The 26162-nt window shown below is 30.8% G+C and carries 21 protein-coding genes and 2 riboswitches; of the genes, 17 read left to right on the forward strand and 4 right to left on the reverse strand.

The genetic code is table 11. The features are described from left to right. Nucleotides 1-55 precede the first annotated feature (55 nt). Nucleotides 56-1237 carry a homoserine dehydrogenase gene (locus BM072_RS00720; RefSeq protein ID WP_092905561.1) on the reverse strand — a complete coding sequence of 394 codons (1182 nt, stop codon included), beginning with the start codon at nucleotides 1235-1237 and terminating at the stop codon, nucleotides 56-58. Nucleotides 1238-1393: 156 nt separating this feature from the next. Then, nucleotides 1394-1493: riboswitch (SAM riboswitch) on the reverse strand. A gap of 380 nt (nucleotides 1494-1873) precedes the next feature. Between BM072_RS00720 and BM072_RS00725 the strand changes: the two genes are divergently transcribed. The 10 genes from BM072_RS00725 to BM072_RS00770 all read left to right on the forward strand — a co-directional run bounded on the left by BM072_RS00725 (nucleotide 1874) and on the right by BM072_RS00770 (nucleotide 14751). After that, nucleotides 1874-5032 (forward strand): TonB-dependent receptor, encoded by a 3159-nt coding sequence (locus BM072_RS00725; protein WP_092905563.1) that lies wholly within the window; start codon nucleotides 1874-1876, stop codon nucleotides 5030-5032. A 12-nt stretch (nucleotides 5033-5044) separates the two neighbouring features. Beyond that, nucleotides 5045-5806, forward strand: coding sequence for a glycerophosphodiester phosphodiesterase (locus BM072_RS00730; protein ID WP_092905565.1), 762 nt, complete (start codon nucleotides 5045-5047; stop codon nucleotides 5804-5806). A 316-nt stretch (nucleotides 5807-6122) separates the two neighbouring features. Then, a riboswitch (SAM riboswitch) is annotated at nucleotides 6123-6222 on the forward strand. 50 nt (nucleotides 6223-6272) lie between these two features. Beyond that, the gene (locus tag BM072_RS00735) at nucleotides 6273-7271 is read left to right on the forward strand and encodes a homocysteine S-methyltransferase family protein (RefSeq protein WP_092905567.1); all 999 of its coding nucleotides are present in this window, start codon (nucleotides 6273-6275) and stop codon (nucleotides 7269-7271) included. Then, a complete protein-coding gene (gene metH, locus BM072_RS00740) occupies nucleotides 7259-9922 on the forward strand; it encodes a methionine synthase (RefSeq protein ID WP_092905569.1) in 2664 nt (887 codons plus the stop codon). Before BM072_RS00735 ends, metH begins: the two co-directional genes overlap by 13 nt. 572 nt (nucleotides 9923-10494) lie before the next feature. Then, a complete protein-coding gene (metF, locus tag BM072_RS00745; RefSeq protein WP_092905571.1) occupies nucleotides 10495-11451 on the forward strand; it encodes a methylenetetrahydrofolate reductase [NAD(P)H] in 957 nt (318 codons plus the stop codon). Nucleotides 11452-11515: 64 nt separating this feature from the next. Further along, complete coding sequence (locus BM072_RS00750) at nucleotides 11516-11821, forward strand: hypothetical protein (protein WP_092905573.1); 306 nt, start codon at nucleotides 11516-11518, stop codon at nucleotides 11819-11821. 216 nt (nucleotides 11822-12037) lie between these two features. Next, complete coding sequence (locus tag BM072_RS00755) at nucleotides 12038-13006, forward strand: fumarylacetoacetate hydrolase family protein (RefSeq protein WP_092905575.1); 969 nt, start codon at nucleotides 12038-12040, stop codon at nucleotides 13004-13006. Nucleotides 13007-13017: 11 nt separating this feature from the next. Then, nucleotides 13018-13896, forward strand: coding sequence for a flavin reductase family protein (locus BM072_RS00760; RefSeq protein ID WP_092905577.1), 879 nt, complete (start codon nucleotides 13018-13020; stop codon nucleotides 13894-13896). A gap of 4 nt (nucleotides 13897-13900) precedes the next feature. Beyond that, complete coding sequence (locus tag BM072_RS00765) at nucleotides 13901-14563, forward strand: NAD(P)H-binding protein (RefSeq protein ID WP_092905579.1); 663 nt, start codon at nucleotides 13901-13903, stop codon at nucleotides 14561-14563. Nucleotides 14564-14568: 5 nt separating this feature from the next. After that, nucleotides 14569-14751, forward strand: coding sequence for a YqaE/Pmp3 family membrane protein (locus BM072_RS00770; RefSeq protein WP_092905581.1), 183 nt, complete (start codon nucleotides 14569-14571; stop codon nucleotides 14749-14751). A gap of 30 nt (nucleotides 14752-14781) precedes the next feature. On the opposite strand, the gene BM072_RS00775 is transcribed toward BM072_RS00770, so the two are convergent. Then, a complete protein-coding gene (locus BM072_RS00775) occupies nucleotides 14782-15240 on the reverse strand; it encodes a lipocalin family protein (protein WP_092905583.1) in 459 nt (152 codons plus the stop codon). Nucleotides 15241-15374: 134 nt separating this feature from the next. Here BM072_RS00775 and BM072_RS00780 point away from each other — a divergent pair, with 134 nt between their 5' ends. From BM072_RS00780 to BM072_RS00790, 3 genes are all read left to right on the forward strand, one after another. Next, nucleotides 15375-15965, forward strand: a complete 591-nt coding sequence (locus tag BM072_RS00780; RefSeq protein ID WP_092905585.1) for a hypothetical protein — start codon at nucleotides 15375-15377, stop codon at nucleotides 15963-15965. 172 nt (nucleotides 15966-16137) lie between these two features. Next, entirely contained in the window at nucleotides 16138-18405 is a 2268-nt protein-coding gene (locus BM072_RS00785) for an ATP-binding protein (protein WP_092905586.1), read from the forward strand. Between the two features lie 2 nt (nucleotides 18406-18407). Then, the gene (locus tag BM072_RS00790; RefSeq protein WP_092905588.1) at nucleotides 18408-19037 is read left to right on the forward strand and encodes a response regulator transcription factor; all 630 of its coding nucleotides are present in this window, start codon (nucleotides 18408-18410) and stop codon (nucleotides 19035-19037) included. Nucleotides 19038-19101: 64 nt separating this feature from the next. Here BM072_RS00790 and BM072_RS00795 read toward each other — a convergent pair whose 3' ends face one another. Next, nucleotides 19102-20961 (reverse strand): TonB-dependent receptor plug domain-containing protein, encoded by a 1860-nt coding sequence (locus BM072_RS00795; RefSeq protein WP_092905590.1) that lies wholly within the window; start codon nucleotides 20959-20961, stop codon nucleotides 19102-19104. A gap of 86 nt (nucleotides 20962-21047) precedes the next feature. On the opposite strand from BM072_RS00795, the gene BM072_RS00800 reads away from it, so the two are divergent. After that, on the forward strand, nucleotides 21048-22547 hold the full coding sequence (locus BM072_RS00800) for an aminotransferase-like domain-containing protein (RefSeq protein ID WP_092905592.1): 1500 nt from the start codon (nucleotides 21048-21050) through the stop codon (nucleotides 22545-22547). Nucleotides 22548-22576: 29 nt separating this feature from the next. Here the strand turns inward: BM072_RS00800 and BM072_RS00805 are convergent, their stop codons facing one another. Continuing rightward, complete coding sequence (locus BM072_RS00805) at nucleotides 22577-23032, reverse strand: DUF4442 domain-containing protein (RefSeq protein WP_092905594.1); 456 nt, start codon at nucleotides 23030-23032, stop codon at nucleotides 22577-22579. 197 nt (nucleotides 23033-23229) lie between these two features. Here BM072_RS00805 and BM072_RS00810 point away from each other — a divergent pair, with 197 nt between their 5' ends. The 3 genes from BM072_RS00810 to BM072_RS00820 all read left to right on the forward strand — a co-directional run bounded on the left by BM072_RS00810 (nucleotide 23230) and on the right by BM072_RS00820 (nucleotide 25883). Then, nucleotides 23230-23871 (forward strand): GntR family transcriptional regulator, encoded by a 642-nt coding sequence (locus BM072_RS00810; protein ID WP_177190225.1) that lies wholly within the window; start codon nucleotides 23230-23232, stop codon nucleotides 23869-23871. Between the two features lie 36 nt (nucleotides 23872-23907). Continuing rightward, nucleotides 23908-24723: an aspartyl protease family protein gene (locus BM072_RS00815; RefSeq protein WP_092905598.1), complete on the forward strand. Its 816-nt coding sequence runs from the start codon at nucleotides 23908-23910 to the stop codon at nucleotides 24721-24723. Nucleotides 24724-24800: 77 nt separating this feature from the next. Beyond that, nucleotides 24801-25883, forward strand: a complete 1083-nt coding sequence (locus BM072_RS00820; protein WP_092905599.1) for an alpha/beta hydrolase — start codon at nucleotides 24801-24803, stop codon at nucleotides 25881-25883. The last annotated feature ends 279 nt before the right edge of the window (nucleotides 25884-26162 follow it).

Consider the following 26162-nt stretch of genomic DNA (forward strand, 5'->3'; position numbering starts at 1 on the left):
CGTCAATAAAATAAAAAGAGTAACTACAAATTAGTTACTCTTTTTGTTTTTAAAACTATTCTAAAATAATCAAAGACAGATTTGGATTCTCTATCAATTCTTTTTGTTTTAATTTATTAATATCAATCAATCCTACAATATGACTGTAATCTTTACCTTGAAAACGTTCTTCAATTTCATCAAATAAATTAGAAACATCATCTTTTTGATCTTTAAAACCGATATAAGCTTTTAATTTTCCGGACTGATTAAATTTACCTTCTTGCGTATTGTCGTATTTACGAATTGAGTATTTATAATCATATTTTAATGCAGAAATATCACTCAAAACAGCCGAAGCAGTCGGGAATCTTCCCGCTCCTTTTCCATACAAAAATTGTTCATCTGACAAAGAACTTCCAATCAAAACGCCATTATATTCGTTGTTTACTAACGCAATTGTTTTATTTAAACGAACAAAAGTTGGCAACACTGTCGAATTAATTTCTCCTGTTTCTGGATTAACTTTAGATTTTGCAATTAGCTTTATTGTATATCCTTTTTCTTTGGCATATTTAAAATCCTGAACTTGCAACGAAGTAATTCCTTTTCTAATCACATCGTCTACATTAATTTTTTGCCCAAAAGCATGCAACGTAATAATAGAAATTTTGCTTGCTGCATCAAAACCTTCGACATCAGCAGTTGGATCGGCTTCTGCAAAACCATTATCCTGAGCGGCTTTCAACGCATCTTGATAAGATTCGTTTTCATTTGCCATTTTTGTTAAAATGTAATTTGTAGTTCCATTTACAATTCCAGAAACATAATTCAATAAATCATTATCAAAATATTCTTCTAAATTTCTAATAATCGGAACAGACCCACAAACAGAGGCTTCGTACAGAAACGAAACATCATTTTTATCTTGTAATTCTAATAATTCTTTGTGATGTTCTGCAATCAATTTTTTATTGGCACTTACCACGTGTTTTCCTTTATTAAAAGCTTTTACAATAATATTATGCGCTGCGTCAGAATCCGAAATCAACTCCACAACAACATTTATATCATCATCTTCTAAAATATCATCTGCATTTGACGAAAACAATTCACTAGGTGCATTTCTTGGTTTTGTAAGATCCTTAATCACAATTTTTTTAATTGTTGCATTAAGCTGTGGTTTTTCTTCTAAAACCTTATAAATTCCCTCTCCTACTACGCCAAAGCCGAATAAACCGATATTTAATTTTTTCATTTTAAGATTTTCCTTTGTAATTATGATTATGTAGTTCTGAAAATAAGTTATCAAGTAAAAAGTGAAGAAAAAAATAATTGGTTCAACTGTCGAATGAAACAATTGAACCAACTAAAAACTAATTTAATATAATTGTGATTGGTTTAACAAGTCTTTCACTCATCTTTCCTAAAAAGGATGGATTTAGCACCTTGACAAAATTGTCAGGTTGCTAAAGCTTCGCAGGGCCATTTCCCTCCACTTTTCTTGATAAATTGTAAATTTTAATGAACTATATCTGAGGACAAATTTAATGCAAAGCAATTCTAAATTCCAAATAAAATTTTAAACAATAATTTATATTTTTCTATTTATACTGAATTATTAGTTGTTTAAATTAAAATAATTCCAGAATAATATATTTTACAGAATTATTTTCTAAATTAATTATTCAATACCAAAAACAAATCTTTCTTATTTTGAACAAATAACTTATAAAGACAATAACATAGGACATTCCTCATAAATTAGATTTTTGATATTTTTTTAACAATATTAACATTATCATAACTAAACGTTTAATCTGTAATAACCTTCAATTTACACTGCTAAATTATGTTTGCAAAGAAAAATACAACAAGCATATTTTACATTAACATGATAAGACAAATTACAACACTAGCCACATTAGCAGCATCTACAATTTGCGTTTATGGGCAAGGAACCCAAGGTTCTATCTCAGGAAAAATTAACAACGAAAATGGACAAGCAATACATGCCGTTACAGTAGAGGTAAAAAATGAATCAACAGGTTTTACAACTACGACTACAACAAATGAAAAAGGTGAATTTTATTTCAAACAATTGCCTTTAGGCGGTCCTTATACCGTAATTGCATATTCGGTTGAATTAGGTGAGCAGATTAAAAATGGTTATCAATTAAACCTTGGTGATGATATTAAAATTGATTTTAGCTTTAATGCAGGAGAAGTTATTGAGATAAAAGCAGTAGAAATAAAAGGAAATTCTCTTAAAAATACCATTAAAAACATTGGTTCTTCTACATCTGTTACTGCAAAAGACATTGAACGATTACCCGTAAATGGACGTAATTTTACTTCTCTTATTGATTTATCTCCATTAAGTTCAGGAAGTAATCTTTCAGGACAATTGGCATCTTCTACAAACTTTACAATTGATGGAATGACGGCTAAAAATCCCACATCTGGTGGTACAACAAATAGAAATGGCGGACCTTACGCAATTTCAATGGAGTCTGTACGAGAATTTGCGGTTGTTACAAATGCGTACGATGTTACTTTTGGTAGAAGCGGTGGTGGAACGATAAACACAGTAACAAAATCTGGAACAAATACACTTGCTGGTAGTGCTTTTATGTTTGGACGTGCAGATTGGCTATCTAGTCCGTATGATATTCGTGCAAATAAAAGAGATTCTAAATTTTCTACCTATCAATATGGTTTTACTTTAGGTGGACCAATTATAAAAGATAAACTTCATTATTTCTTTGCATGGGATCATCAAGCCCACTCTTCTCCATTGATTATTGCTGATATACAAAATGATGCCGACGAAGCAAGATATAATTTATCTCAATCTACATTAGATCGATTTGTAGATATTGCAAGAAAAAAATATGGTGTTTCATCTGCACCACAATTTGGACAATTTGATCGTAAAAGAGGAACAGATGCTTTGTTTTTACGTGTAGATTGGCAAATTAACGATCGTAATTTACTAACATTACGTAACAATTATGTAAACGATCGTAACGATTTAGGTTTAGGAGATAATACAACCATTAATTTATACGAAGTTTTTGGAGATGTAAAATCTATTGATAACAGTTTTATGGCTAGTTTACGTACAAAAGTAAATTCTAAACTTACAAATGAATTAAAAGTTCAACATTTATATACTTCAGAAGAATCTACTCCAAACAAACAACTTCCTCAAGCCAATATTCCTCGCGCAATTGTAGAGCGTGTACAATCTAATGTTGGTGGACGAGATGTTTTTACAAATATTCAGATTGGTGGACAACGATATTCTCCTGAAAATTTTTACAATCACGTTTTTCAAATAACAGATAATTTATATTTAAACACAGAAAAAGTAAATTACACATTCGGAACTGATTTAATGTATACAAATATGAATTCGCTTTATGGAAGCGAAATGAATGGACGTTATTATTTTACAGGAATGGATAATTTTAACAACCTAACACCATATCGCTATGCAAGAGAAGTTTATTTAAATGACGATCAACGCGTAAAACAAAACATATTAGCAACTGGTGTTTATGGACAATTACAAACTGATTTAGCGCCTGGTTTAGAATTAATTGCAGGTTTACGTTTAGATTATACACATTACTTTGACAAAGGAAATTTTAATCAATTGGTTTATGATGAATTAGGATTAAGAACAGACAATGTTTTAAAAACATTTCAGGTTCAACCTCGTTTTCAATTTACATGGGATATTAACGAAAACAAACAAGATATTATTCGTTTTGGTGCAGGTATATTTGGCTCAGATATCAACAATTATGCAATGATTAACAACATGGTATTTGATGGCACAAAAGTCGCTTCTATTGATGTTCAGGGCGATTTAGTTCCACGTCCAGATTTTATTGGTTATAGAGAAAATCCTAACTCTGCTCCTGGTGCAGAATTATTTAATAATCCTAATATTCAAAAAATATCAACCATCAACATGAACGCTTCCGATGCTAAAGTTCCTGTTGTTTACAAAGCAAATACATCTTACACACACTTTTTTAATAGTCGTTTCAAAGTTGGTGCCCATGCATACATGTCTTTAGGTAGAAATAATTACATGTATATTGATAGAAATATGGTCGACGATCCTTTTTTCCGCATAACTGCAGAAGACAATCGTGGTGTTTACGTCCCTGCAAATTCAATAAGCAAGACAAATGGCGCAACAGACTGGATGATGGGAAGAAAATCATCAAAAGTTGGTCGTGTTTTAGAAATGGTAAGCGACGGAAAAGTAAATCAATTTGCTTTTGTACTTGACGGTACCTACAACTATTACAAAGAAGGGCAAATATCTGTATCATATACATGGAATGACACAAAAGACAATACGTCTTATAACGGAAACGTTGCTAACTCGGCTACCTTATCATTAATGGTAAATGATGACCCACGAAATTTGAGTAAAATGACGTATTCTGATAACCATTTTCGTCATAAATTAGTTGTATACGGTACAACTCCAACATTTTTAGGCATAAATGCAGGTATTAGATTTTCTGCAATTGGTGGAACAAGATATTCTTTAGGCGTTAGCGGAAATGTAAATGGCGACTTTGTAAATTCTAATGATCTAGCTTATATTTATGATATCAATAACCCAACTACACCAACATACATAAAAGAAGGAATTCAAACTATTCTAGATAATCCAAATGTAGAAAAAAGTACAAAAAAATATATACGTGATAGTTATGGTAAAATTGCCGAACGAAATGGTGGTATTAATGGCTTTTACGGATATTTAGATTTACGTTTATCTAAAAAAATAAAAATTGTAAACAAACATAGTTTTGAGATTTCTGCTGACATTTTTAACTTTGCAAACTTATTAAACAAAGAATGGGGACGAGCTAAAAACCTAGGAAAGCAAAATATTTATTCTATAAAAAGCTTTGATTCAGACAAACAAGAATTTGTCTACAATGTAAATACAAATACAGGAACAACAAGCTATTCTGGAAATCCATACCAAATTCAAATCGGTTTTAGATACGCTTTCTAAAAAAATATTAAGATGAAAAATACAGTAAAAAAACTAACTCTTGTAGCATTATTTCTTTCTACAATTACACTTAGTGCGCAAACAAAAGTGATAGCACATCGTGGCTACTGGGACACACCAACCAATGCACAAAACTCTATTCAAGCCTTGCAAATGGCTGCAAAAATAAAGGTTTATGGTAGCGAATTTGATGTTTCTATAACAAATGACGGCGTTTTAGTTGTAAATCACGATAGTGATATTCAAGGTATTGATATCGAAACAAATTCGTTTAGTACAATCAAAAATTTGAAACTCAAAAATGGCGAAACATTACCAACATTAGAAGAATATCTAATTGAAGGAAAAAAATATCCTAACTTGAAAATGATTTTTGAATTGAAACCGCACAAATCGAAAGAAAATGAAGATCGCGCGGTTTTGGCTTCGCTAAAATTAGTAAAAAAATTAGGTGTAGAAAATCAAGTAGAATACATTTCGTTTAGTAAAAATATTTGCGAACAGTTTAAAAAACACAATCCAAATAGTCATGTTTCTTACTTAAAAGGCGATTTAACTCCCGAAGAAGCAAAACAAATGAATTTTACAGGAATTGATTACCATTTTTCTCTGTTTACAAAAAATCCTACATGGATAAAAGATGCTCAAAACCTAGGTTTAATTGTTAATGCATGGACAGTAAATAACGAAAACGATATGCAAAACTTGTTGGATAAAAAAATTGATTATATCACAACAGATAAACCCGAAATGTTACAAAAATTAATCAAATAATTGAATTATTTGAGATACTTACAAAAAGGTGAAGCACATGCTTCACCTTTTTTCATTTTAATATTATTCAGCCATAACAAAAACAACCTCAACATCGAATAAAATTCAATCAAAAGAATAAATTCATTATCATTAAAAATATTTTTTCTATAATACAATTATTTAACAGAATAATATTCACAATAAACACAAAATACACACTATTTCTTAATTCAATTATATGTAACGATTAACTTATTTTATTGTCACATAATTAAGAATTCTTTTTTATCGTTATCATTTTTTTATTTTAATAAGATTAGATACTTTTGCAAGTACCTTATAGAGAAAGATCGAGGGAATAGGCCCGCTGAAATCTTGGCAACCCAAAAAAGTTGGGTGCTACATCCTACTCTAATTTAAGAGAAAGATAAGGAGTAACTTCACTATTCTTCCCTATAAGGCTTTATTTATTAAGATTATCAAAATGAAATTAGACGATATACTAAAAGAACGTATTGTTATTTTAGACGGTGCGATGGGAACGATGATTCAGAAGCATAATTTACAAGAAGAAGATTATCGTGGAGAACGTTTTAAAGACTTTCATACATCCCTAAAAGGTAACAATGATTTATTGGTTTTAACTCAACCCGAAATCATTAAGAATATTCACCGCGAATATTTAGCGGCCGATGCAGATTTAATCGAAACCAATACTTTTAACGCCAATATCATTTCAATGATTGATTATGATATGGTTCATTTGGTTGACGAATTAAACCGAGAAGCTGTTCGTTTAGCAAGAGAAGCTTGCGACGAATATTCTACACCAGACAAACCTCGTTTTGTAGTTGGTTCTTTGGGTCCTACAAACAAAACAGCATCAATTTCGCCTCAAGTTAACGATCCAAGTTACCGAGATGTCGATTTTGATACGTTGGCGAATGTATATTTTTTACAAGCAAAAACAATGTTAGAATGTGGTGTTGACGCTTTATTAGTCGAAACTATTTTTGATACTTTAAATGCGAAAGCAGCATTTTTCGGAATTCAAGATGCGATTGAAGCTACAGGAATCAATGTTCCGTTAATGGCTTCAGGAACGATTACTGATAAATCTGGACGTACTCTTTCTGGACAAACAACCGAAGCATTTTTGATTTCTTTAGAACATATCGATTTACTTTCTGTTGGATTAAATTGTGCTTTAGGCGCAACAGATTTAATTCCATATTTAGAAGTTTTAGCAGAAAAAGCACCATTTTATGTAAGCGCTTATCCAAACGCAGGACTTCCAAATGCATTTGGTGGATACGATGAAACCGCAGAAGTTATGCGCGATCATATTCGTCCATTTTTAGAAAAAAAATTAGTCAATATTATTGGCGGATGTTGCGGAACAACACCAGAACATATCCAATTAATGGCTGATTTAGCAAAAGAATACGAACCAAGAAAAATTAGCGCGCAATGTCAGGCATAAAAATTCAACTTTCAGGATTAGAACCTTTAATTGTCCGCGAAAATTCAAACTTTGTAAATGTCGGAGAACGTACAAATGTTACGGGTTCTAAAAAATTCTTACGCTTAATAAAAGAAGAAAAATTTGAAGAAGCGCTACAAGTTGCCCGCGATCAAGTAGATGGTGGCGCACAAATCATCGATATTAATATGGATGAAGGTATGCTTGATGGTGTTGCTTCGATGGTAAAATATTTACGTTTGATTGCTTCTGAACCAGATATTTCGAAAGTTCCAATTATGATTGATTCTTCGAAATGGGAAATTATAGAAGCTGGTCTTAAAAACGTGCAAGGAAAAGCAATTGTAAACTCTATTTCGCTAAAAGAAGGTGAAGAATTGTTTATTGAACATGCCAAAAAAATCAAACGTTATGGTGCTGCAACTGTCGTGATGGCTTTTGACGAAAATGGTCAAGCAGATAATTACCAAAGACGTATAGAAATTGTGCAACGTTCGTATGATATTTTGGTTAATCAAGTAAAATTTAATCCAAGAGATATCATTTTTGATGTAAATATTTTTCCTGTTGCAACAGGAATGGACGAACATCGCCGTAATGCAATCGACTTTTTTGAAGCTACAAAATGGATCAAAGAAAATCTACCACATGCGTTAGTTTCTGGTGGAGTTTCAAATGTTTCGTTTTCGTTTCGTGGGAATAATGCCGTTCGCGAAGCAATGCACACTTCGTTTTTATACCATGCAATTCAGCACGGAATGGATATGGGAATTGTAAATCCCGAAATGATTGAGATTTATGATGATATTCCAAAAGATTTATTAGAGCATGTTGAAGATGTTTTATTGGATCGTCGCGATGATGCAACCGAACGATTAATTGATTTTGCGGAAGGATTAAAAGGAATTACAAAAGAGAAGAAAAAAGATGATGCTTGGCGCGAATTACCTTTAGAAAAACGTATTGAAATTGCCTTAGTTAAAGGAATTACAGAATACATTGACGAAGACACAGCCGAAGCTTTAGCTAAAATAGAATCGCCACTTAAAGTAATTGAAGGTCCATTGATGGATGGAATGAATGTAGTTGGAGATTTATTTGGAAGCGGAAAAATGTTTCTTCCTCAGGTTGTAAAATCTGCTCGTGTAATGAAAAAATCCGTGGCATATTTAACACCTTATTTAGAAGAAGAAAAATTACGAAATAAAACAGAAAAAGAACCATCAAAAGTGTTAATGGCAACCGTAAAAGGTGATGTTCATGACATTGGAAAAAACATTGTATCAGTAGTTTTAAGCTGTAATGGTTTTGAAATTATTGATTTAGGTGTAATGGTTTCTGCAGAAAAAATATTAGAAGAAGCCTTAAAACAAAAAGTAGATGTAATTGGACTTTCTGGCTTAATTACGCCTTCGTTAGACGAAATGGTACATGTTGCAAAAGAAATGAAACGCCTTAATCTTTCAATTCCATTGATGATTGGTGGCGCAACGACTTCTAAAGCGCATACAGCCGTAAAAATTGCACCAGAATATAGCAATGCAATTCATGTATTAGACGCTTCTCGCTCGGTTACGGTGTGTACAAAATTAGTTGGTACACAACAAAAAGAACTGATTGAAGATACTCAAATTGATTACACAAAAATTAGAGAAGGTTATTTAAATCGTGCTGTAGCAAAAGATTATTTATCAATTGAAGATGCTCGAAAAAATAAATTAAAAATTGATTTTGAAGTCAATAAACCTTTTCAACCAAAACAATTGGGCGTTTTTACGCATCAAGCAAAAGTTAGTGATTTAAGAGATTTTATTGATTGGACGCCGTTTTTCAAAACATGGGATTTACACGGAAAATTCCCTGCAATTTTAGAAGATGAAATTGTCGGCGAAAATGCCAAAGAATTATATGTTGATGCATTGGCGATGTTAAATAAAATTGATAATGAGAATTTAGCTCATCCAAAAGCTGTTTTTGGATTATTTAAAGCCAACACAATCAATGATGATACGATTGAATTATTTGATAAAAACGATGAAAAAGTAGATGAATTTTATACAATTCGTCAACAAGCTAAGAAATCGAAAGATGCTCCAAATATTTCAATTGCGGATTTTATTGCGCCAAAAGAAAGTAATATTCAAGATTATATGGGCGCTTTTGCGGTTACAACTGGTCAAGAAATAGAAGATGTTGCCAATCAATATGAAAAAGATTTGGACGATTACAACTCGATTATGGTAAAAGCAATTGCCGATCGTTTGGCTGAGGCTTATGCAGAGTTTTTGCACAAATTGGTAAGAAAAGATTATTGGGGTTATGCAAATGATGAAACCTTATCGAATGATGAATTAATTGCAGAGAAATACAAAGGAATTCGCCCTGCGCCTGGTTATCCTGCATGTCCTGATCATTTAGAAAAACAAACTATTTTCAAAATCTTGGATGTAGAAAATAATGCAAAAATTAATTTAACAAGTTCATTGGCAATGTATCCAGTTTCGTCGGTTTCGGGGTATTACTTCGGAAATCCTGCGGCTAAATATTTTGGTGTTGGGAAAATAAAAATGGATCAAGTTGAGGATTTTGCTAAACGTAAAAACATTTCGATTGAATTGGCCGAACGTTGGTTAGGTCCTAATTTGGCGTAAGTTAATATTTTAGATTTTTCACTGCATTCTGAATGACAGAAAAAAATATCATTTCGACGAATGAAGAAATCTGAAGTTTTACAAATTATGATGTGATTCTGAAACGAGTTCAGAATGACGAATTGAAGATTCCTCGGTAAATTCTGAACGACAGAAAAAATGTCATTTCGACGAATGGAGAAATCTGAAGTTTTATAAATTATGATGTGATTCTGAAACGAGTTCAGAATGACGAATTGAAGATTCCTCGGTAAATTCTGAACGACAGAAAAAATGTCATTTCGACGAATGGAGAAATCTGAAGTTTTACAAATTATGATGTGATTCTGAAATGAATCTAGAATGACGAATTGATGAACTAAAGATTCCTCGACAAGCTCGGAATGACAGTAGAACTTAGAACAAAATTAAAAAATGCGTTAGGGATTGTAGTGAAAATCCTTTGCTTTTTTAGCAAAGATTGTAACGAAAAGCCCGCCCGAAGGGAACGCCCAAATAAAGAATTTAGATGTGAGATTTATCTCATTGCTATTAAATATAAACGGAATTAAAATTTCGTAAAACGAGATAAAATGAAAGTTACTGAACATATAGAACGTGCAAATGGAAAAACATTGTTTTCTGTTGAGATTTTACCGCCTCTGAAAGGGCAAGATGTAAATTGTACATTCAAAACTTTGGATCCTTTGGTTGAGTTGCAGCCTGCTTTTATAGATGTAACCTATCATCGACAAGAGTTTATTTACAAACAGAAAGAAAATGGTTTGTTGAAACGTTATCAGGTTAGAAAACGTCCTGGTACGGTGGCAATTTGTGCGGCAATTCAAAATCATTATAAAGTTGATGCTATTCCGCATTTGATTTGTGGTGGTTTTACAAAAGAAGATACAGAAGATGCATTGATTGATTTAAACTTTTTGGGAATTGATAATCTTTTGGTTTTACGCGGTGATCCGATTAAAACAGAAAAATCTTTTGTACCCGAAAGCGGTGGTCATGCCTATGCGTCGGAATTAATAGAGCAAGTTACGGCTTTAAATACCGGAAATTATTTGGATGATGATTTACAAGAATCGCATAAAATGGATTTTTGTATTGGTGTTGCAGGTTATCCTGAAAAGCATTTTGAATCGCCAAATCTTGGTATGGATATGTATTATCTGAAAAAGAAAGTAGAATTGGGTGCTGATTATATTGTGACACAAATGTTTTTTGATAATCAGAAATATTTTGATTTTGTGAAAAAATGCCGCGAAATGGATATTAATATTCCAATTATACCAGGAATTAAACCATTAACTACATTTAATCATTTAACATCTATTCCGCAAAATTTTTATATCGATTTACCAGAATCTTTAGCAATGGAAGTTTTAAAAGCGAAAGATAAGGAAGCTATTAAAGAAATTGGTTTAGAATGGTGCATTAATCAATGTAAAGAATTAAAAGCTTTTGGCGTTCCTGGCTTACATTTTTACACAATGAGTAATTCTAGTAATACAAAAAAAGTGGCAGAAGCTGTTTTTTAGAATTACATATTTATATAAAAATCTATTTTTAGTATATTTGAGCCATAAAACATGTAATAAATTGATGATTCAAATAGAAAATTATTTGCAACGCGCTTGGTCAGATTCTGAAGATAATGTAACACTAGACGACATTATTTTAGCGATTGACGAACTAAAAGAAATGGATGACGAAAATGATGCTATTTGGGTAAGTGTTATTGGTGATGATGAAAATATTATCGAAGTCAGAAAAAATTTAAGCCTTATTATTGATTTTGAAGATGATGATTTAATCGAATCTAAAGCCAATTCTTGGGACGAAGTAATTGAATTATATAAATTATTACTCAACAAAGAATTTGATCAAATTATAGAAAAAGTTAAATAAACAATATTAACGATATACATATATTGAAAATTTTTAATATATTTACAATTGAAAGGAACTCACAATAAGGATTATTCCGTTGTGAAAACATTTAGCGCCTCGACTACCTTCGGGGCTTTTTTATACCTACAATTTATCAATTTTATTCATCTTCCGAATCAAATTTCATTTGTCTTCAAAAACAAAATTGTATCTTCACATTTCAAATAACATGAAATGAAATTCGTTACTTTCTTAGATAACAAGCAAGAAAAAATAGGACTTGTTGATCAAGCAACTATTTATGATTTAGAAAAAATTAATTCAAATCTTCCAAAAACTTTAACCGATTTATTAACTGATGACGACTTTTCGTTTCCGATTTGTCAGCAAATAATTCACGAAATTAATCGAGGTTTATATAAAAATGCAATTGTCATAGAACCTCAAATTTTGGCACCAATTCCACATCCTTCAAGTTTTCGAGATGCGTATGCGTTTCGTCAACATGTCGAAACTTCTCGCTTAAATAGAGGTTTACCAATGATTGAGGAGTTTGATCAGTTTCCTGTTTTCTATTTTTCTAATCATCAAGCAATTCAAGGTCCAGGAAAAATTTATGCAATGGAAAAGCATTTTGATCGAATGGATTTTGAGCTAGAAATTGCAATTGTTATCAAAAAAGAAGGAATCAATATCAAAGCCGAAAATGCGGATGAATATATTGGTGGTTTTATGATTTTGAATGATTTGAGTGCACGTGCGTTGCAAATGGAAGAAATGAAATTGAATCTTGGTCCCGCAAAAGGAAAAGATTTTGCATCGATGTTTGGACCATATTTGGTTACGCCGCACGAATTAGAAAATTATAAGGTTGAGCCAAAAGCTGGTCATATCGGGAATTGTTATGATCTTGAAATGACATGCGCTGTAAATGGCAAAGAAGTTTCGAAAGGTAATTTTAAAGATATACATTGGACTTTTGCCGAAATCATAGAACGTATTTCCTATGGTGTTAAATTATTTCCTGGTGATATTATTGGTTCTGGAACTGTAGGAACTGGTTGTTTTTTAGAGTTAAATGGAACTGGAAAACGTAAAGATTCATCCTACAAAGAACAATGGTTACAGCCCGAAGATATTGTCGAAATGTCTGTAACCGGATTAGGAAAATTAATAAATTCTGTTCATCTTTATCAACACTAAATCTCAATTTCATGCAAATTACAAAATCATTCGAGCCAAATACTAAAACTTTTGACGATTTACTAAAACACGCTATTTCACCACGCCCTATTTGCTTTGCAAGTACGATAGATAAAGATGGAAATGTAAATTTAAGTCCATTTTCTTTCTTCAATTTGATGGGACAAAACCCTCCTATTTGTGTCTTTTCGCCATTACGAAAAATGCGCGACGGTTCTACAAAACATACATTAGAAAACATTTGGGAACATCCAGAATGTGTCATCAATATTGTCAATTATTCGATTGTACAACAACAGTCATTAGCAAGTGTAGAATACCCAAAAGGTGTAAATGAGTTTGTAAAAGCTGGTTTTACAGAATTGGCTTCGGAAATTGTAAAACCGCCTCGTGTTGGAGAATCTCCTATTCAGTTAGAGTGTAAAATACGCGAAGTAATTTCGATTACAGATCAACCTGGCGCAGCTAATTTAGTGATTGCGGAAGTTGTTAAATTACATATTCATGAAGATTTATTGGACGAAGAAAATAAAGTTTCGCCTTACGATTTAGATTTGGTGGCGCGTATGGGTGGCGATTTTTATTGCCGCGTAATTCCAGAATCTATTTTCGAAGTCGAAAAACCGACACGTACAGTTGGCTTAGGAATTGATCAATTACCTAAAGATGTAAAAAACTCGAATTATTTAACAGGAAATCATTTAGGACAATTGGGAAATGTAGAAAATTTACCAACGCCAGAAATGATTGAAAGTTTTAAATCTCAATTAAAAGAACGTTTAGATATTCAGAAGTTTAAATCGGCTGAAGTTCGTCATCAAGTTGCGAGTAAATTATTGGATCAAGGCGATGTAAATGGCGCTTGGTATTGGTTGTTAATGAATATTTAGAAAAATGAAAACTGCTTTAATTTTGGGTAGTACAGGATTGGTTGGTTCAGTAATTTTGAATGAATTATTGAATGATTCTTCCTATACAAAAGTTATTACATTAGTTCGAAAACCTCAACCAATTCAGCATTCTAAGTTAATAGAAATTGTTACTGATTTTAATTCAGTGCCAGATTTTAGTCAAATTAATCACATTGATTCTATCTTTTCGTGTTTGGGAACAACGCGAAAACAAACACCAGATTTAATAGCATATCGTAAAATAGAGATCGAAATTCCGTTGATTTATGCAGAAATTGGTAAAACCAAAGGTTTGCAAAATTTTCATTATGTTTCTGCGATTGGCGCAAATAAAAATGCTTCTAATTTTTACTTAAATATGAAAGGCGAAGCGGAATATTTATTACAAAATGCCAATATTCCTTCATTGTATATCTATCAACCTTCGCTATTAATTGGAGAAAGAAAAGAATATCGATTTGCAGAAAAAGTTGGTGCTAAAATTTTTCCGATTATTGATTTATTTTTAATGGGAACTTTAAGCAAATACAAAGCAATGAAAGTTGAAAATTTAGCAAAAGCAATCATAAAAATTGATTCAAAAGACGAAATAAATTCAGTTTCTATTTATCAATACGACGAAATAATGCAAAACTTAAAAAAATAAAATTCATGATATTATTAGCTATTTTATTCCCTTCAATTTCATTTCTTTTAAGAGGAAAAATATTAACTGCAATTTTGTGTTTTATACTACAAATTACAATTATTGGATGGATTCCTGCAGCAATTTGGGCAGTGGCATCACTAATTGATTCACGAAATAAAAGTAGAATTAAAGCTTTAGGTAAATAAACTTAAAGCTTTAATTTAAAATAGGTTAAATTATTTTTTCATATAATAATTCATTACTTTATCTATATTCCCGTCGCCATCAATATCTTTATATTCAAAAAGAACCAAAACATTTTTATCAATTAATTGATACGGATATTTTTGCTTCACTCCTTTCTCATATTTTAGTGTAAATTCTTGGTTAATTCCATCTAAAATAAATTGACCTTGCATAGATTTATTATCAAAATCACACTGATTTCCTTCTGTATAATCAGCCTTAAAAAGGTTCTTTTTATTTTTTACATTAAATTCTAAATACGATTCTGTTATACATAAATCAAATTCTTTTTTTACTTCATTTCCTTCGCCATCATCATAATAAAAATACGCAGGATACCATTTTCCAATAATCCAATTGTCTTCTTTTTCAGAATTAATTGATTGCGCATAACTATAATTGGTATGGAATGCAAGAATTAAAAGATAAAGCAAAACTGATTTTTTCATGTTGATAGAATATTAAAGACGAATATAAATATTTAAAACCTTTTCGGAATAAATCCAATCACAATTCATTATTTCTAGTGATTTTTAATAAAAAATTGAATGTTAATTTAGCTCTGTAAAATTATGAATCATCCATGAAAAAAATAACACTTTTAGTTACGCTATTTACCTTTACAAATCTACTACAAGCACAAGAATATTCGACTGATAATGTGGTCATAAAGCAAGGAAATCAAATTTTTAATGTTTATGATACCGACCAAACAATCACGCTTCAACCAGAAACTTTTAGTATACAATATCTTAATAAACCGTATCAGGAAAAAAAGAATTTGTTTTATGCAGCAAGAGCTTTGGTTACAGATCATAAAATAGACATTGAATTGGAAGGTCAATCACTCGAAGAAATTCCTTATTTTGAACCAGGTACAGGTTTCGCGATTGAGAATAATTTGAAAGAAAATTATCCGATGTTATCCGATGAAGGACATCAATATTTATACTATGTTTCGAATAAAGATAAGCGTGTAGAAAACATCGGAAAGTCGGGTGAATGGGATATTTACGAATGGACGCTTGGCGGAATTTACCAATATGATGCAGAAATGGATTGGAGAGGCTATGATTCGGATGAAGTAAATATTTTATTTATTGTTGATCGAAATTTAAATGGAATTATCGAACAAGGCGAACATCATAATTTACAAATTATATTCAAACAATAATCAATCTTTTCATTATACTCATTTATAATTTTAATTAATGTGAACTTAAGTAATTTAAACTAATTACTTAAGTTTCTTTTATTTACAATAAACCTTTTTAATTAAATTTTATAAATTTCTATAAAAACATAAAAGACACTATATTAGCTTAAATAAATTCATTTTTAGACACATGTACAACCAATTTTTTACTCATAAAAATTACTTTCTAAAACTACTTTTGTGTTGTACGTTTTTCATTTGTTCTATTTTGAATGGACAAGAAGTTTTAAAGAATTTTGAAGCGCAATATTCTAAATCTACTCCTAACACACCCCAACGTTTTGAGATTGCAGGTAAATATGCGCAAGCTTTGTTTTTTAATGATCAACAAGAAAAAGCATTCAACATTTTAAATCAAAATATTCAGTTAGCCGAACAAAAATCAGATGGTAAATATGCTGCTTATTTGTATTCAATTTCAGCAATGAATAATCGCTTAGAAAATAATCTGAATGCGTCAAATCATAGTTTAGAAAAAGCAAAAAAGTACAGTAATCAAACCACAGATCAAGAAATAAAAGGATATGTAAGTTATTGTGAAGGTTGGTTAAATGTAAGGAATAACGAGGAATCTAAAGCCGTAAAAAACTTTATAGAAGCTGCAAAACATTATGAAAAAGCACCTAAATCTGCTACAATTTTAGGTCGATTATCAGCAACTTATAAAGAATTAACAAGTATTTATGCCAATTGGGATGATTATGAATTACAAGAAAAATACAGTAAATTATCGTTAGAAGTTGCAATTAAACAAAATAATCCGAATGCAATTTTTGATGCTTACATGATGATGGGTTATTTGTATGAACAGCAATTTACTCTAAATCAAAAAAATATCTATTTAAGAGATCTATCGGAAAAATACTATGTACTAGCAATTAATACGTATAACAAAAATAAAGCTGAAATTCCATTTCCTTCAAATTTATCATTTGTGGCCAATAATTTAGCCAATTTATACTTGCGTTTTTATCCAAAAGTTTACAGAGATAAAGCATTGTATTATGCAGAATTAGCTAAAAATGTGAGTTTAGAAACTGATCAAGCCAATCATTTAGCTTCTTCTTATGGTTTGATGGCCGAAATTGCTTTAGAGAAAAATGATTATAAAACAGCAAAATCATATTTACTAAATTCTTTAAAAATAATTAATGAATCTGCGCTAAATGATCAACAAACTGTTTTATCAATTTATGAAAGTTTGTCGGATATTAACGAGAAAGAAGGCAATTTTGCCGAAGCTTTACGTTACCATAAAATGTATGTAACAACGTACAAATCTATTTACGATCAAGAAAAAATACAACTAAGTAAACGTTTAGAAGCGCAATTTGAAAAAGAACGTCAACAGCAACAAATGATTCGTTTACAATTAGAATCAGAGAAAAAAGAACAGCAAATACAGTTAATGCATTCACTTGGAATTCAACAAGAACAAGAGTTAACAAACTCAAAATTAAGTGAAGAATTTCAACGAAAAAAATTAAAACTTTCTCAATTAGAATCTGATAAACGCGCACAAGAATTGACAATTTCTAAACAAGATTTGAGATTATCTAAACTAGAAAATAAAAACCGAAAATTAGATTTGGTTCATTATATACAAGAACTTAATTACAAGAACAAAATCAATAAATATTACATTGTTTTGATTGTTTTTTTTGTGATTTTGCTCCTTTTCCTTTTTTACTTTTTAAAGCAGCGTACAAAAAGTATGAAACAACGCGAAGAACTTTACAACTTAGAGTTAGAGAAAGAACGTCAAAATTCTAAAATTTCTACACTTACCGCATTATTAGACGGACAAGAACTAGAAAGAGCGCGTTTGGCAAGAGATTTACACGATGGTTTGGGCGGTTTATTATCGGGAACAAAAATACAATTGACACATTTAAATGATAAAATAAACGAACAAGTAAAACCCGATTTAGATAAATCTATTCATCAATTAGATGGCGCAGTTGATGAATTGCGTCGTGTGGCGCATAATTTAATGCCCGATCTTTTGATAAAATATGGTTTAGAAGAAGCGTTGAAAGAATATGCGATTCGTATGTCAAATGATCAATTAGATGTTGATGTACAGTTTTTAAGTTACACCGATTCTCTTAACAAAGAAACGCAATTATTTGTTTACCGCATTATACAAGAATTGGTCAATAACGCGATAAAACACGCCAATGCATCGCAAATTATTATTCAATTTGTAGAAGATTCTAACTATACAATTACCGTAGAAGATGACGGAAAAGGTTTTGATATTAATGATTTAAAACTTAATCAATCTGCCGGTTTACACAACATACAATCTCGTGTAGAATTTTTAAAAGGAACGTTAAATATACATTCAGAAGAAAATCTAGGAACGAGTATTGAATTTCAATTTCCAAAAATATAACTATGATAAAAATAGGTATTACAGACGATCACCCTTTATTATTAGAGGGATTAAAAAATATATTATCCAATCAACCAACAATCAATACAGTCGAATGTTATTCATCTGCAAAAGCTTTGCAAGACGCATTAACAACTGTAGAAATTGATATTTTATTGTTGGATATTAACCTAGACAACACCAATAGTATAGAGTTAATAAAACCGCTAAAAAAGAAATATCCCGAAATGCACATTATTATGTTGAGCGTGCACAACGAATATGCTGTGATAAATAGTTGTTTAGAAGAAGGTGCTTCTGGTTACATTCAAAAAAATGCTTCTGTTGACGAAATTGTCGAAGGCATAAATTCTATTTTTGATGGTAAGATTTTTTTATGTTCGCAGACCAAAAGTGTGATGAACAAAAAAGAGAAAGATGGCTTAAATACTATTCCGAAATTAACGCGTCGAGAAAAAGAAATCCTTGCCGAAGCTGCTTTGGGATTGACAACACAACAAATTGCAGACAAATTATTTATTAGCACGCATACTGTGGACAGTCATCGAAAAAACTTGATTGAAAAATTTAAAACATCCAATTTAAGTTCTGCCATAACTTTGGCGATTGAATATGGTTTGGTTACAAAATAAAAAAAAGAGCCAACTTTTCCTAAGAAAGTTGGCTCTTTGGTTTAAATAATATATGATAAGGATACTAAATTCCTACAAACTTCACTCCTACACTCAACCATCGTGATGGCAAAGGAATAGCGCCAGCTTCATTATATGTTGTATTAAAAATATTTTGAGCATCAATATAAACACCTAGATTATTTTTGAATGTATGATTCAATCGTAAATCTGTAATCCAATACGATTTATAGGATTGACGCGTGTTATAGCGATTTGCAACAGATAAAGTTGTTCCGCCCAACTGATAATCAATCGTATTAATTACTTGATGTTTTAAACTTTCTATTTTATATTTTGAATTGTATTGATCGTCAACATTTTCAAATTTTGGATCTAAATACGAATAACTCAATGCAAATTTCAAGTTTTGATTACTTGCTAAATGAACGCCATAACCAACTTTTGTATTAAAACCATGCGTTTTTAAATCACCAAAATTTTGCGCTTGCCAAGGTTCATTTGTCGTTAATCTTACCCAATCAATAAATTCTGAAATAGAACGATAGAAATAATACGCATTAAACGTCCAATTTCTTTTGTTGTATTTAAAACCAAATTCTGTTTGAAAAGCTTTCTCAGATTCAACATTTTCATTTCCAATATTTCCTGGTCGTTGATCTAAATATAAATCTGTAAACGATGGTATACGTTGACTTGTACCTGCATTTGCAACAATTTTAAGGTTAGTATTTACCGAATAACTTGCGTCTAAACCTGGAAAAGCTTGCCAACCATATTGCGAATTATAATTAACATAAGTCCCAACATTTACATTCAATTTTGGTGTAATATCGGTTTTATATTCAGCGTAAAATCCTACATTATCTCGTGTATGATTTTTAATACTTGTTGATGTAATTTGTTCATTTCGATACTCTACTCCAACTCCAATTTGACCTTTATTTAATTGATAAGTAGAATTAATTTCTCCCGAAACTGAGTTAGAATAATGCAACGAACGCGCTTTACTTAAATCATTTTTAAAATAACGGTAATCATCAAAATTATAACGGTAACTAAAACGTGGCGCTATAGACCAACGATCAGTCAATTTATTTTTAGCTTGTAAAGTAACCAAAGTCGTTTCTACAACTTCTTTTGAATTTTTATCTCCAGGTGCAGCGTAAAAACCATTGGCTCCAAAACCATTTTTCACATAACCATACGATGCTATTAAACTATTGTTGTCATCAAACTGAAAATTACCTTGATAATAAATTTTATTATTCTCGTATGCTGTGTTGTAACGGTATCCATTTCCCCAATCGTGACTTGCATACAACTGATGTTGATGTTTTTCCTTGGCTAAATTAGCACCAAATTGCACACCTCTATTTGTAAATGTATCACCCGTATCTTCGCTATCTTTCTCAAAATTTGTCCCAAAATAAGTGTTAGCATAAAGACCAGTTTTCTTTGGCTGACGCGTTACAATATTAATAACTCCTGTTAAACTATTGTTCCCATACATGCGCGCAGCTGGGCCGCGAACAACTTCTATACGGTCTATTGCCTCTAATGGAATTGGTAAATTTAGTGCATTATGAGCCGTTTGATGATCCATAATTTTTACACCATTCAATAAAATTAGCGTTTGCTCAAAACTACCGCCATCCATACTAATATCGGCTTGGGTACCAAATGGTCCGCGTTGTCTCAAATCAACTCCAGCCGCATATTGCAAAACATCTTGCAAAGAACGAGCTGGCAACTTATTAATTTCAGCTTTATCTAAAACATAAATATTTCTATTTTCTTTAGATAATGGCGTGTTTAGACGATTATCTAAAATAGAAACCTCTCCAATCGCAATGGTATCAGTTATATTTTGTGCAAAAATAGATTGTGCAGCAAAAAATAATACCACAGTAAACTTCTTCATTTTAATTAAAATTTGTAGGAATAGAACTATATTCTGCGCGAAATTAGTAACTTTCCGAACTATTAAAACGTACCGATTTATAAATTATGAATAGTCCGGCTGAAATTCCTTTCAATAGTTTTATTGAAATTGATCGAAATGCAGAAACTGCAATTTATCTGCAATTAGCAAATCAAATGGCAAAAGCTATACAATTGGGCTATTTACCGATTGGAACAAAATTGCCTGGAACACGCCAAATGAGTACGATTTTTAATTTGCATCGTAACACAATTGTTGCTAGTTTTCAGGAATTAGAAGCGCAAGGCTGGATAGAAATTATTCCGAATAAAGGAAGTTTTGTTTTGAATCAAACGACGCAAAAATTTCAGAAAATAGATACAAATCAAACGTATAATATTAATTCATATTCGGATGAAACGGGTTTTACTTTCGAGAAATCATTTTTATTAGATCATCCGTACGAAAATTTTACTCAACGCTTATATTTAACTGATGGAACGGTTGATCCACGATTGGCGGAGCTTAAAATTCCAGCAAAATTATATTCAACAATATTAAAAAGAAAATCATCAGTCCGAAAAATCAATCAATCTCAGAATGATTATTTCTTAAGTCATTTAACTAATTATCTTAACCTTACGAGAGGTTTACATCTTTCTAAAAATAATATTTTAGTAACAAGAAGTGCCGAAATTTCTTTGTTTCTGACTGCTCGAATCTTATTAAAAGAAAATGAATTTGTTGCGGTTTCTAATTTAAGTTATTATAAAAGTAACATGATTTTTCAGACACAAAATGTAAAAATCAAACAAATAAAAACGGATGAAAACGGAATTAATACTTCAGATTTAAGGCAAATTTGCGAACAGTTTCCTATCCGAATGCTTTATCTTACGCCACATCATCATTATCCGACAACTGTTACTTTGAGTTCGGAAAGGCGAATAGAATTGGTAAATCTTTCGAAAGAATTTGGTTTTGTGATTATTGAAGATGATTATGATTTTGACTTTCATTATTCTAATCATCCCATTTTGCCTTTGGCGAGTACCGACCAAAACGGAATGGTAATTTATACGGGAAAATTCGGGAATTATCTTGCGCCTGGTTATCGCGTTGGTTTTTTGATTGCGCCTCAAAATTTTATCGAAGAAGCAAAAAAACATTTGTATATTCTTGATCAACAAGTTGATCCGTTTATTGAACAAGTAATTGGGGAAATGATTGATGAAGGAGAAATACATCGTGTGTTGAAAAAGTTGCGAAAAGAATACAAAGAAAGACGTGATTATTTTTGTAATAATTTGCTCAATGAGTTTGAAAATCAACTCTCTTTTACACTTCCGAAAGGTGGTTTAGCAGTTTGGATAAATTGGAATATTCAGCTTAATTTAATGCAATTGAAAACTGATGCAGAAAAATATGATTTACATATTCCGCAAACAATTTTGTATCAAACTCATCAAATAATTGGAATGCGAATTGGATTTGCTCATCTTACTTTTGATGAAATTGATGAGATAATTTCTATTCTAAAAAAATGTATAGCTAAACAATTAAACTCAATTAAATCACTCATTTAGTTGAGTTTAATTGTTTAAAATTCTTTGAATTATTTTTTCTCTCTAACCTTAAAAGTCCAAGTAAATTGAAATTCAGAAACTACATCGCCTTCTTTATCAACTCCTTTACTTGTTACATTTAACGAAACTCCTTTTTTGGTTTCGATTGCTTCTTTAATTGCAGCGTCTATTTTTTCACCATCTTCGCATGTAAAAACAATTTTTCCGATAGCTTTTTTTAAGTATTTAGATTGCATACCCAAAACTAGCATCGAAACATCTTCGCCCGATTGTGCAATTTTAGCGTTTGCCATTAATCCCGAAGAAAATTCGGCAGCCATACCTTGCACAGCCCAAAACATACTTTTGAAAGGATTCTGATTTAAGAAACCTAATTTTACTCGAGTTGCAACTTTATGCTCTTCCCAAGATTCTAAACGAACACCCGCAATCCAAGCAATTGGAATTTGAGTAGTTAAAATATTTTTAAAAAATTCTTTATTCATATAAATACAAAATTACTTTATAGTATAATTTCTACAATTTACTTGTAAAACATCTATCAATAAAGATATGCAATATAATTTTTAGATTGAATTGTTTTTATAAAGATGTATTGGATAAATAAAAACATCATATATAATGATATAGTTAAATAAAAATCATTATGTTTGTATATTGTATACAATATACATTTTTTAATATGATAACACAAGAATCTTTAAAAAGTCAGATTATAAAAGCATTGTGGCAATTGATAATTGATGGTAAAATATTACCCAACGAACCAATGCGAGAAATACAACTAACTGAAATATTAAACATTAGTCGTACACCGCTTAGAGAAGCACTTCAGCAATTAGAATGGGAAGGAATTGTGGTATCTGAAGCGAGAAAAGGTTATCGATTAGCGCCATTTTCTGAAGCTGATATTTATGAAATTTATCCATTGAGAGCAAAATTAGAATCGTTTGCTTTGGAGTTATCGGGAGTACCAACTAAAAAAGTTTTGGATGAATTAAATGAAATTAATTTAAAACTTCTCAATACAAAATCGCCCAAAGAAGTGGTTGAATTGGATGAACGTTGGCACATATTATTACTTTCCAATTGTCCAAATGAGAGACTGTTGAAAATGATAAAAACCTTACATCTGCAATCGCAACGCTATGAATATGCGTACATGGCAATGAATAAAATGGTTGAAAAATCGAGCAATCAACACGAAAATATTATGCTTCAATTACAAAATGGAGAACTTCTAAAAGCCACAGAATTATTAGCTGAAAATAATATAGTTGGTATGGATACGATGCTTAACTGGTTAAAATCGAACAATCAATAACATGAAATATTCATGTCTAAAAAAATCTAAATAGTTATGCGAATAAAGAAAGTATTATATAGTTTACTATTTTTAAGTATTGCCAATCAAATGTTTGCGCAAGACACGATAAAACTTAAACCTTATATTGAAAATATGAAAACCGTCGACGTTTTCATCGAAGGAAAAAAATATAATTTTCTATTTGATACTGGTGGGGCAGAAACAATTATTTCGCCAGAGATTGCGAATACAATTAAGAAAAAAATCTACGGAAGTACAACAGGATTTAGGATGAGTGGAGAAATGATTAAAGCTCAAAAATCTGATAGTATTTCACTCTTAATAGGTAATACAAAAATATTTCATCCAACTGTTGGTGTTTGGGATTTGATGAGTATTCTGCCTAAAGAATTTCCGAAAATTGACGGCGTTATTTCTCTTAAATCTTTTGCTGAAACAATTCTAACCGTTGAACTTTCTAAGAATATATTAATAATAGAGAATAAAACGTCTGCAAAGAAAGCTATAAAAGAAAAATCACTTTTAACAACAAGATTTGCTAACGGTTTGGAAGGTGCCGAATTAAATATATTTATTGGAATCCCTAAACAAGACAATCTCTATTGGTTTCTTTTCGATTCTGGTAATAGCGGACCACTACTTTTATCAAATGAAAGCGCTAAAATTTGGAATATTGAAAAGGAATCTCAAAACGATAATCCCGAATCTGATTTCATAATTGGCGATAAAAAGCTCAAAATAAAGCCTTTTATAAGAGATATTATTTATGATGGAGTTCTGAATTTTGATGCAATTAGCAAGTATGTTTTTACAATTGACTTCAAAAATAAAGAAGTTTGGATTAAATAGAAAACTGAATCATTTACCAAAAAATAATTAACCAAATCAACTATAATTACACTAATTAAATACATAAATTAACACAAATGAAAGAACTAAATATTATCATTTTTATATTTTTATCGCTCAATATCTTCGCACAGAATATTGACAATGAAAAAAATAAGCAAGTAGACACAGAAATTTTTATACCGATAGAAAAATCGAATCTGTATGCTAGAATTGTTGGAAATCCTGAGAAAGAGATAATCATCACGCTACACGGCGGACCAGGCGCTTTTAATGTTGACCACGAATTTTTTAGAAATATTTTCGAACAAGATTATTTAATGGTTTATTTTGACCAAAGAGGAAGTGGAAAATCTGACGAATGGAAAGATAAATCGATGCTAACAACAGACCAATTTGTAAAAGATTTGGACCTTGTAGTCGATTACATAAAAAATAAATATCCAAACAAAAAAATCAATCTTTTAGGCTCTTCTTGGGGCGGAATGTATGGTTTTTTGTATTTGATAAAACATCAAGAAAAAATCAATTCATTTATTAGTAATTCTGGAACTGCAAATATCAAACACAATAGTCTTGCCTTGATAAAACATGAAAGAAAACTAGCAAAAAATTTGATTAAAAAAACAAATGATACAGTTAAACTCAACCGATATAAAGAGATTTTAAAAGAGTTAGATGTAATCGAAAAAAGTGGTTTCAAAAGCTTTTTTAGTGATATGAATACGATAAGATATGTGATTCCAAAAGATTTAGGATTTGATGTTTACTGGGCTCAACCCGAAAAAAAAGCAGCCAAAGACAAAATTTTTAATGATCCAGAATTCTATACTCGCGTTAAATATACGCCAGAACTTTTAGAACAAGCGATGACAAGATTTGAATACATTAACGAAGTTTTTCATGGTCAAGAAGCTTACAATAATCTTAATATTTTGGATGAACTTGCGGTTATTAAAACGCCAATCTTGGTTATTCAAGGAGATTTAGATTACGCAATTGGTACAGAATCTGGTAAAATGATTTATAAAGCACTTAAAAATGTACCTAAAAAAGATAAAGAATTGGTTTACATCAAAAATGCCTCTCATAACGTACCCGCCGAAGAACCAGAACAATTGTACAAGGCGCTAACAGCTTTCTTTGCAAAACATAATTAAAATTACCTATTGATAATTTCAAAATTTATAATAATAAACAATCTCGTTTAAAACTTTTTTAAACGGGATTTATTTTTGAATAAAATTTAATTTAAGTATAAAATATCTTTTTTTTTGTTCAATGATTAAAATAAATTTTACTCAAAAGGAATAATATAATTTATAAAAAAGAGAGATTTTTTCATCAGCTTATGTATTAAATTTAAATAAAAATAGGTTTATTTTTTTGCATTTCACAACAAAACAAAATTCAAAACACTAAAAATCAATTAAATAATT

It is taken from the genome of Algoriella xinjiangensis (assembly GCF_900115015.1).
Lineage (GTDB): Bacteria > Bacteroidota > Bacteroidia > Flavobacteriales > Weeksellaceae > Empedobacter > Empedobacter xinjiangensis.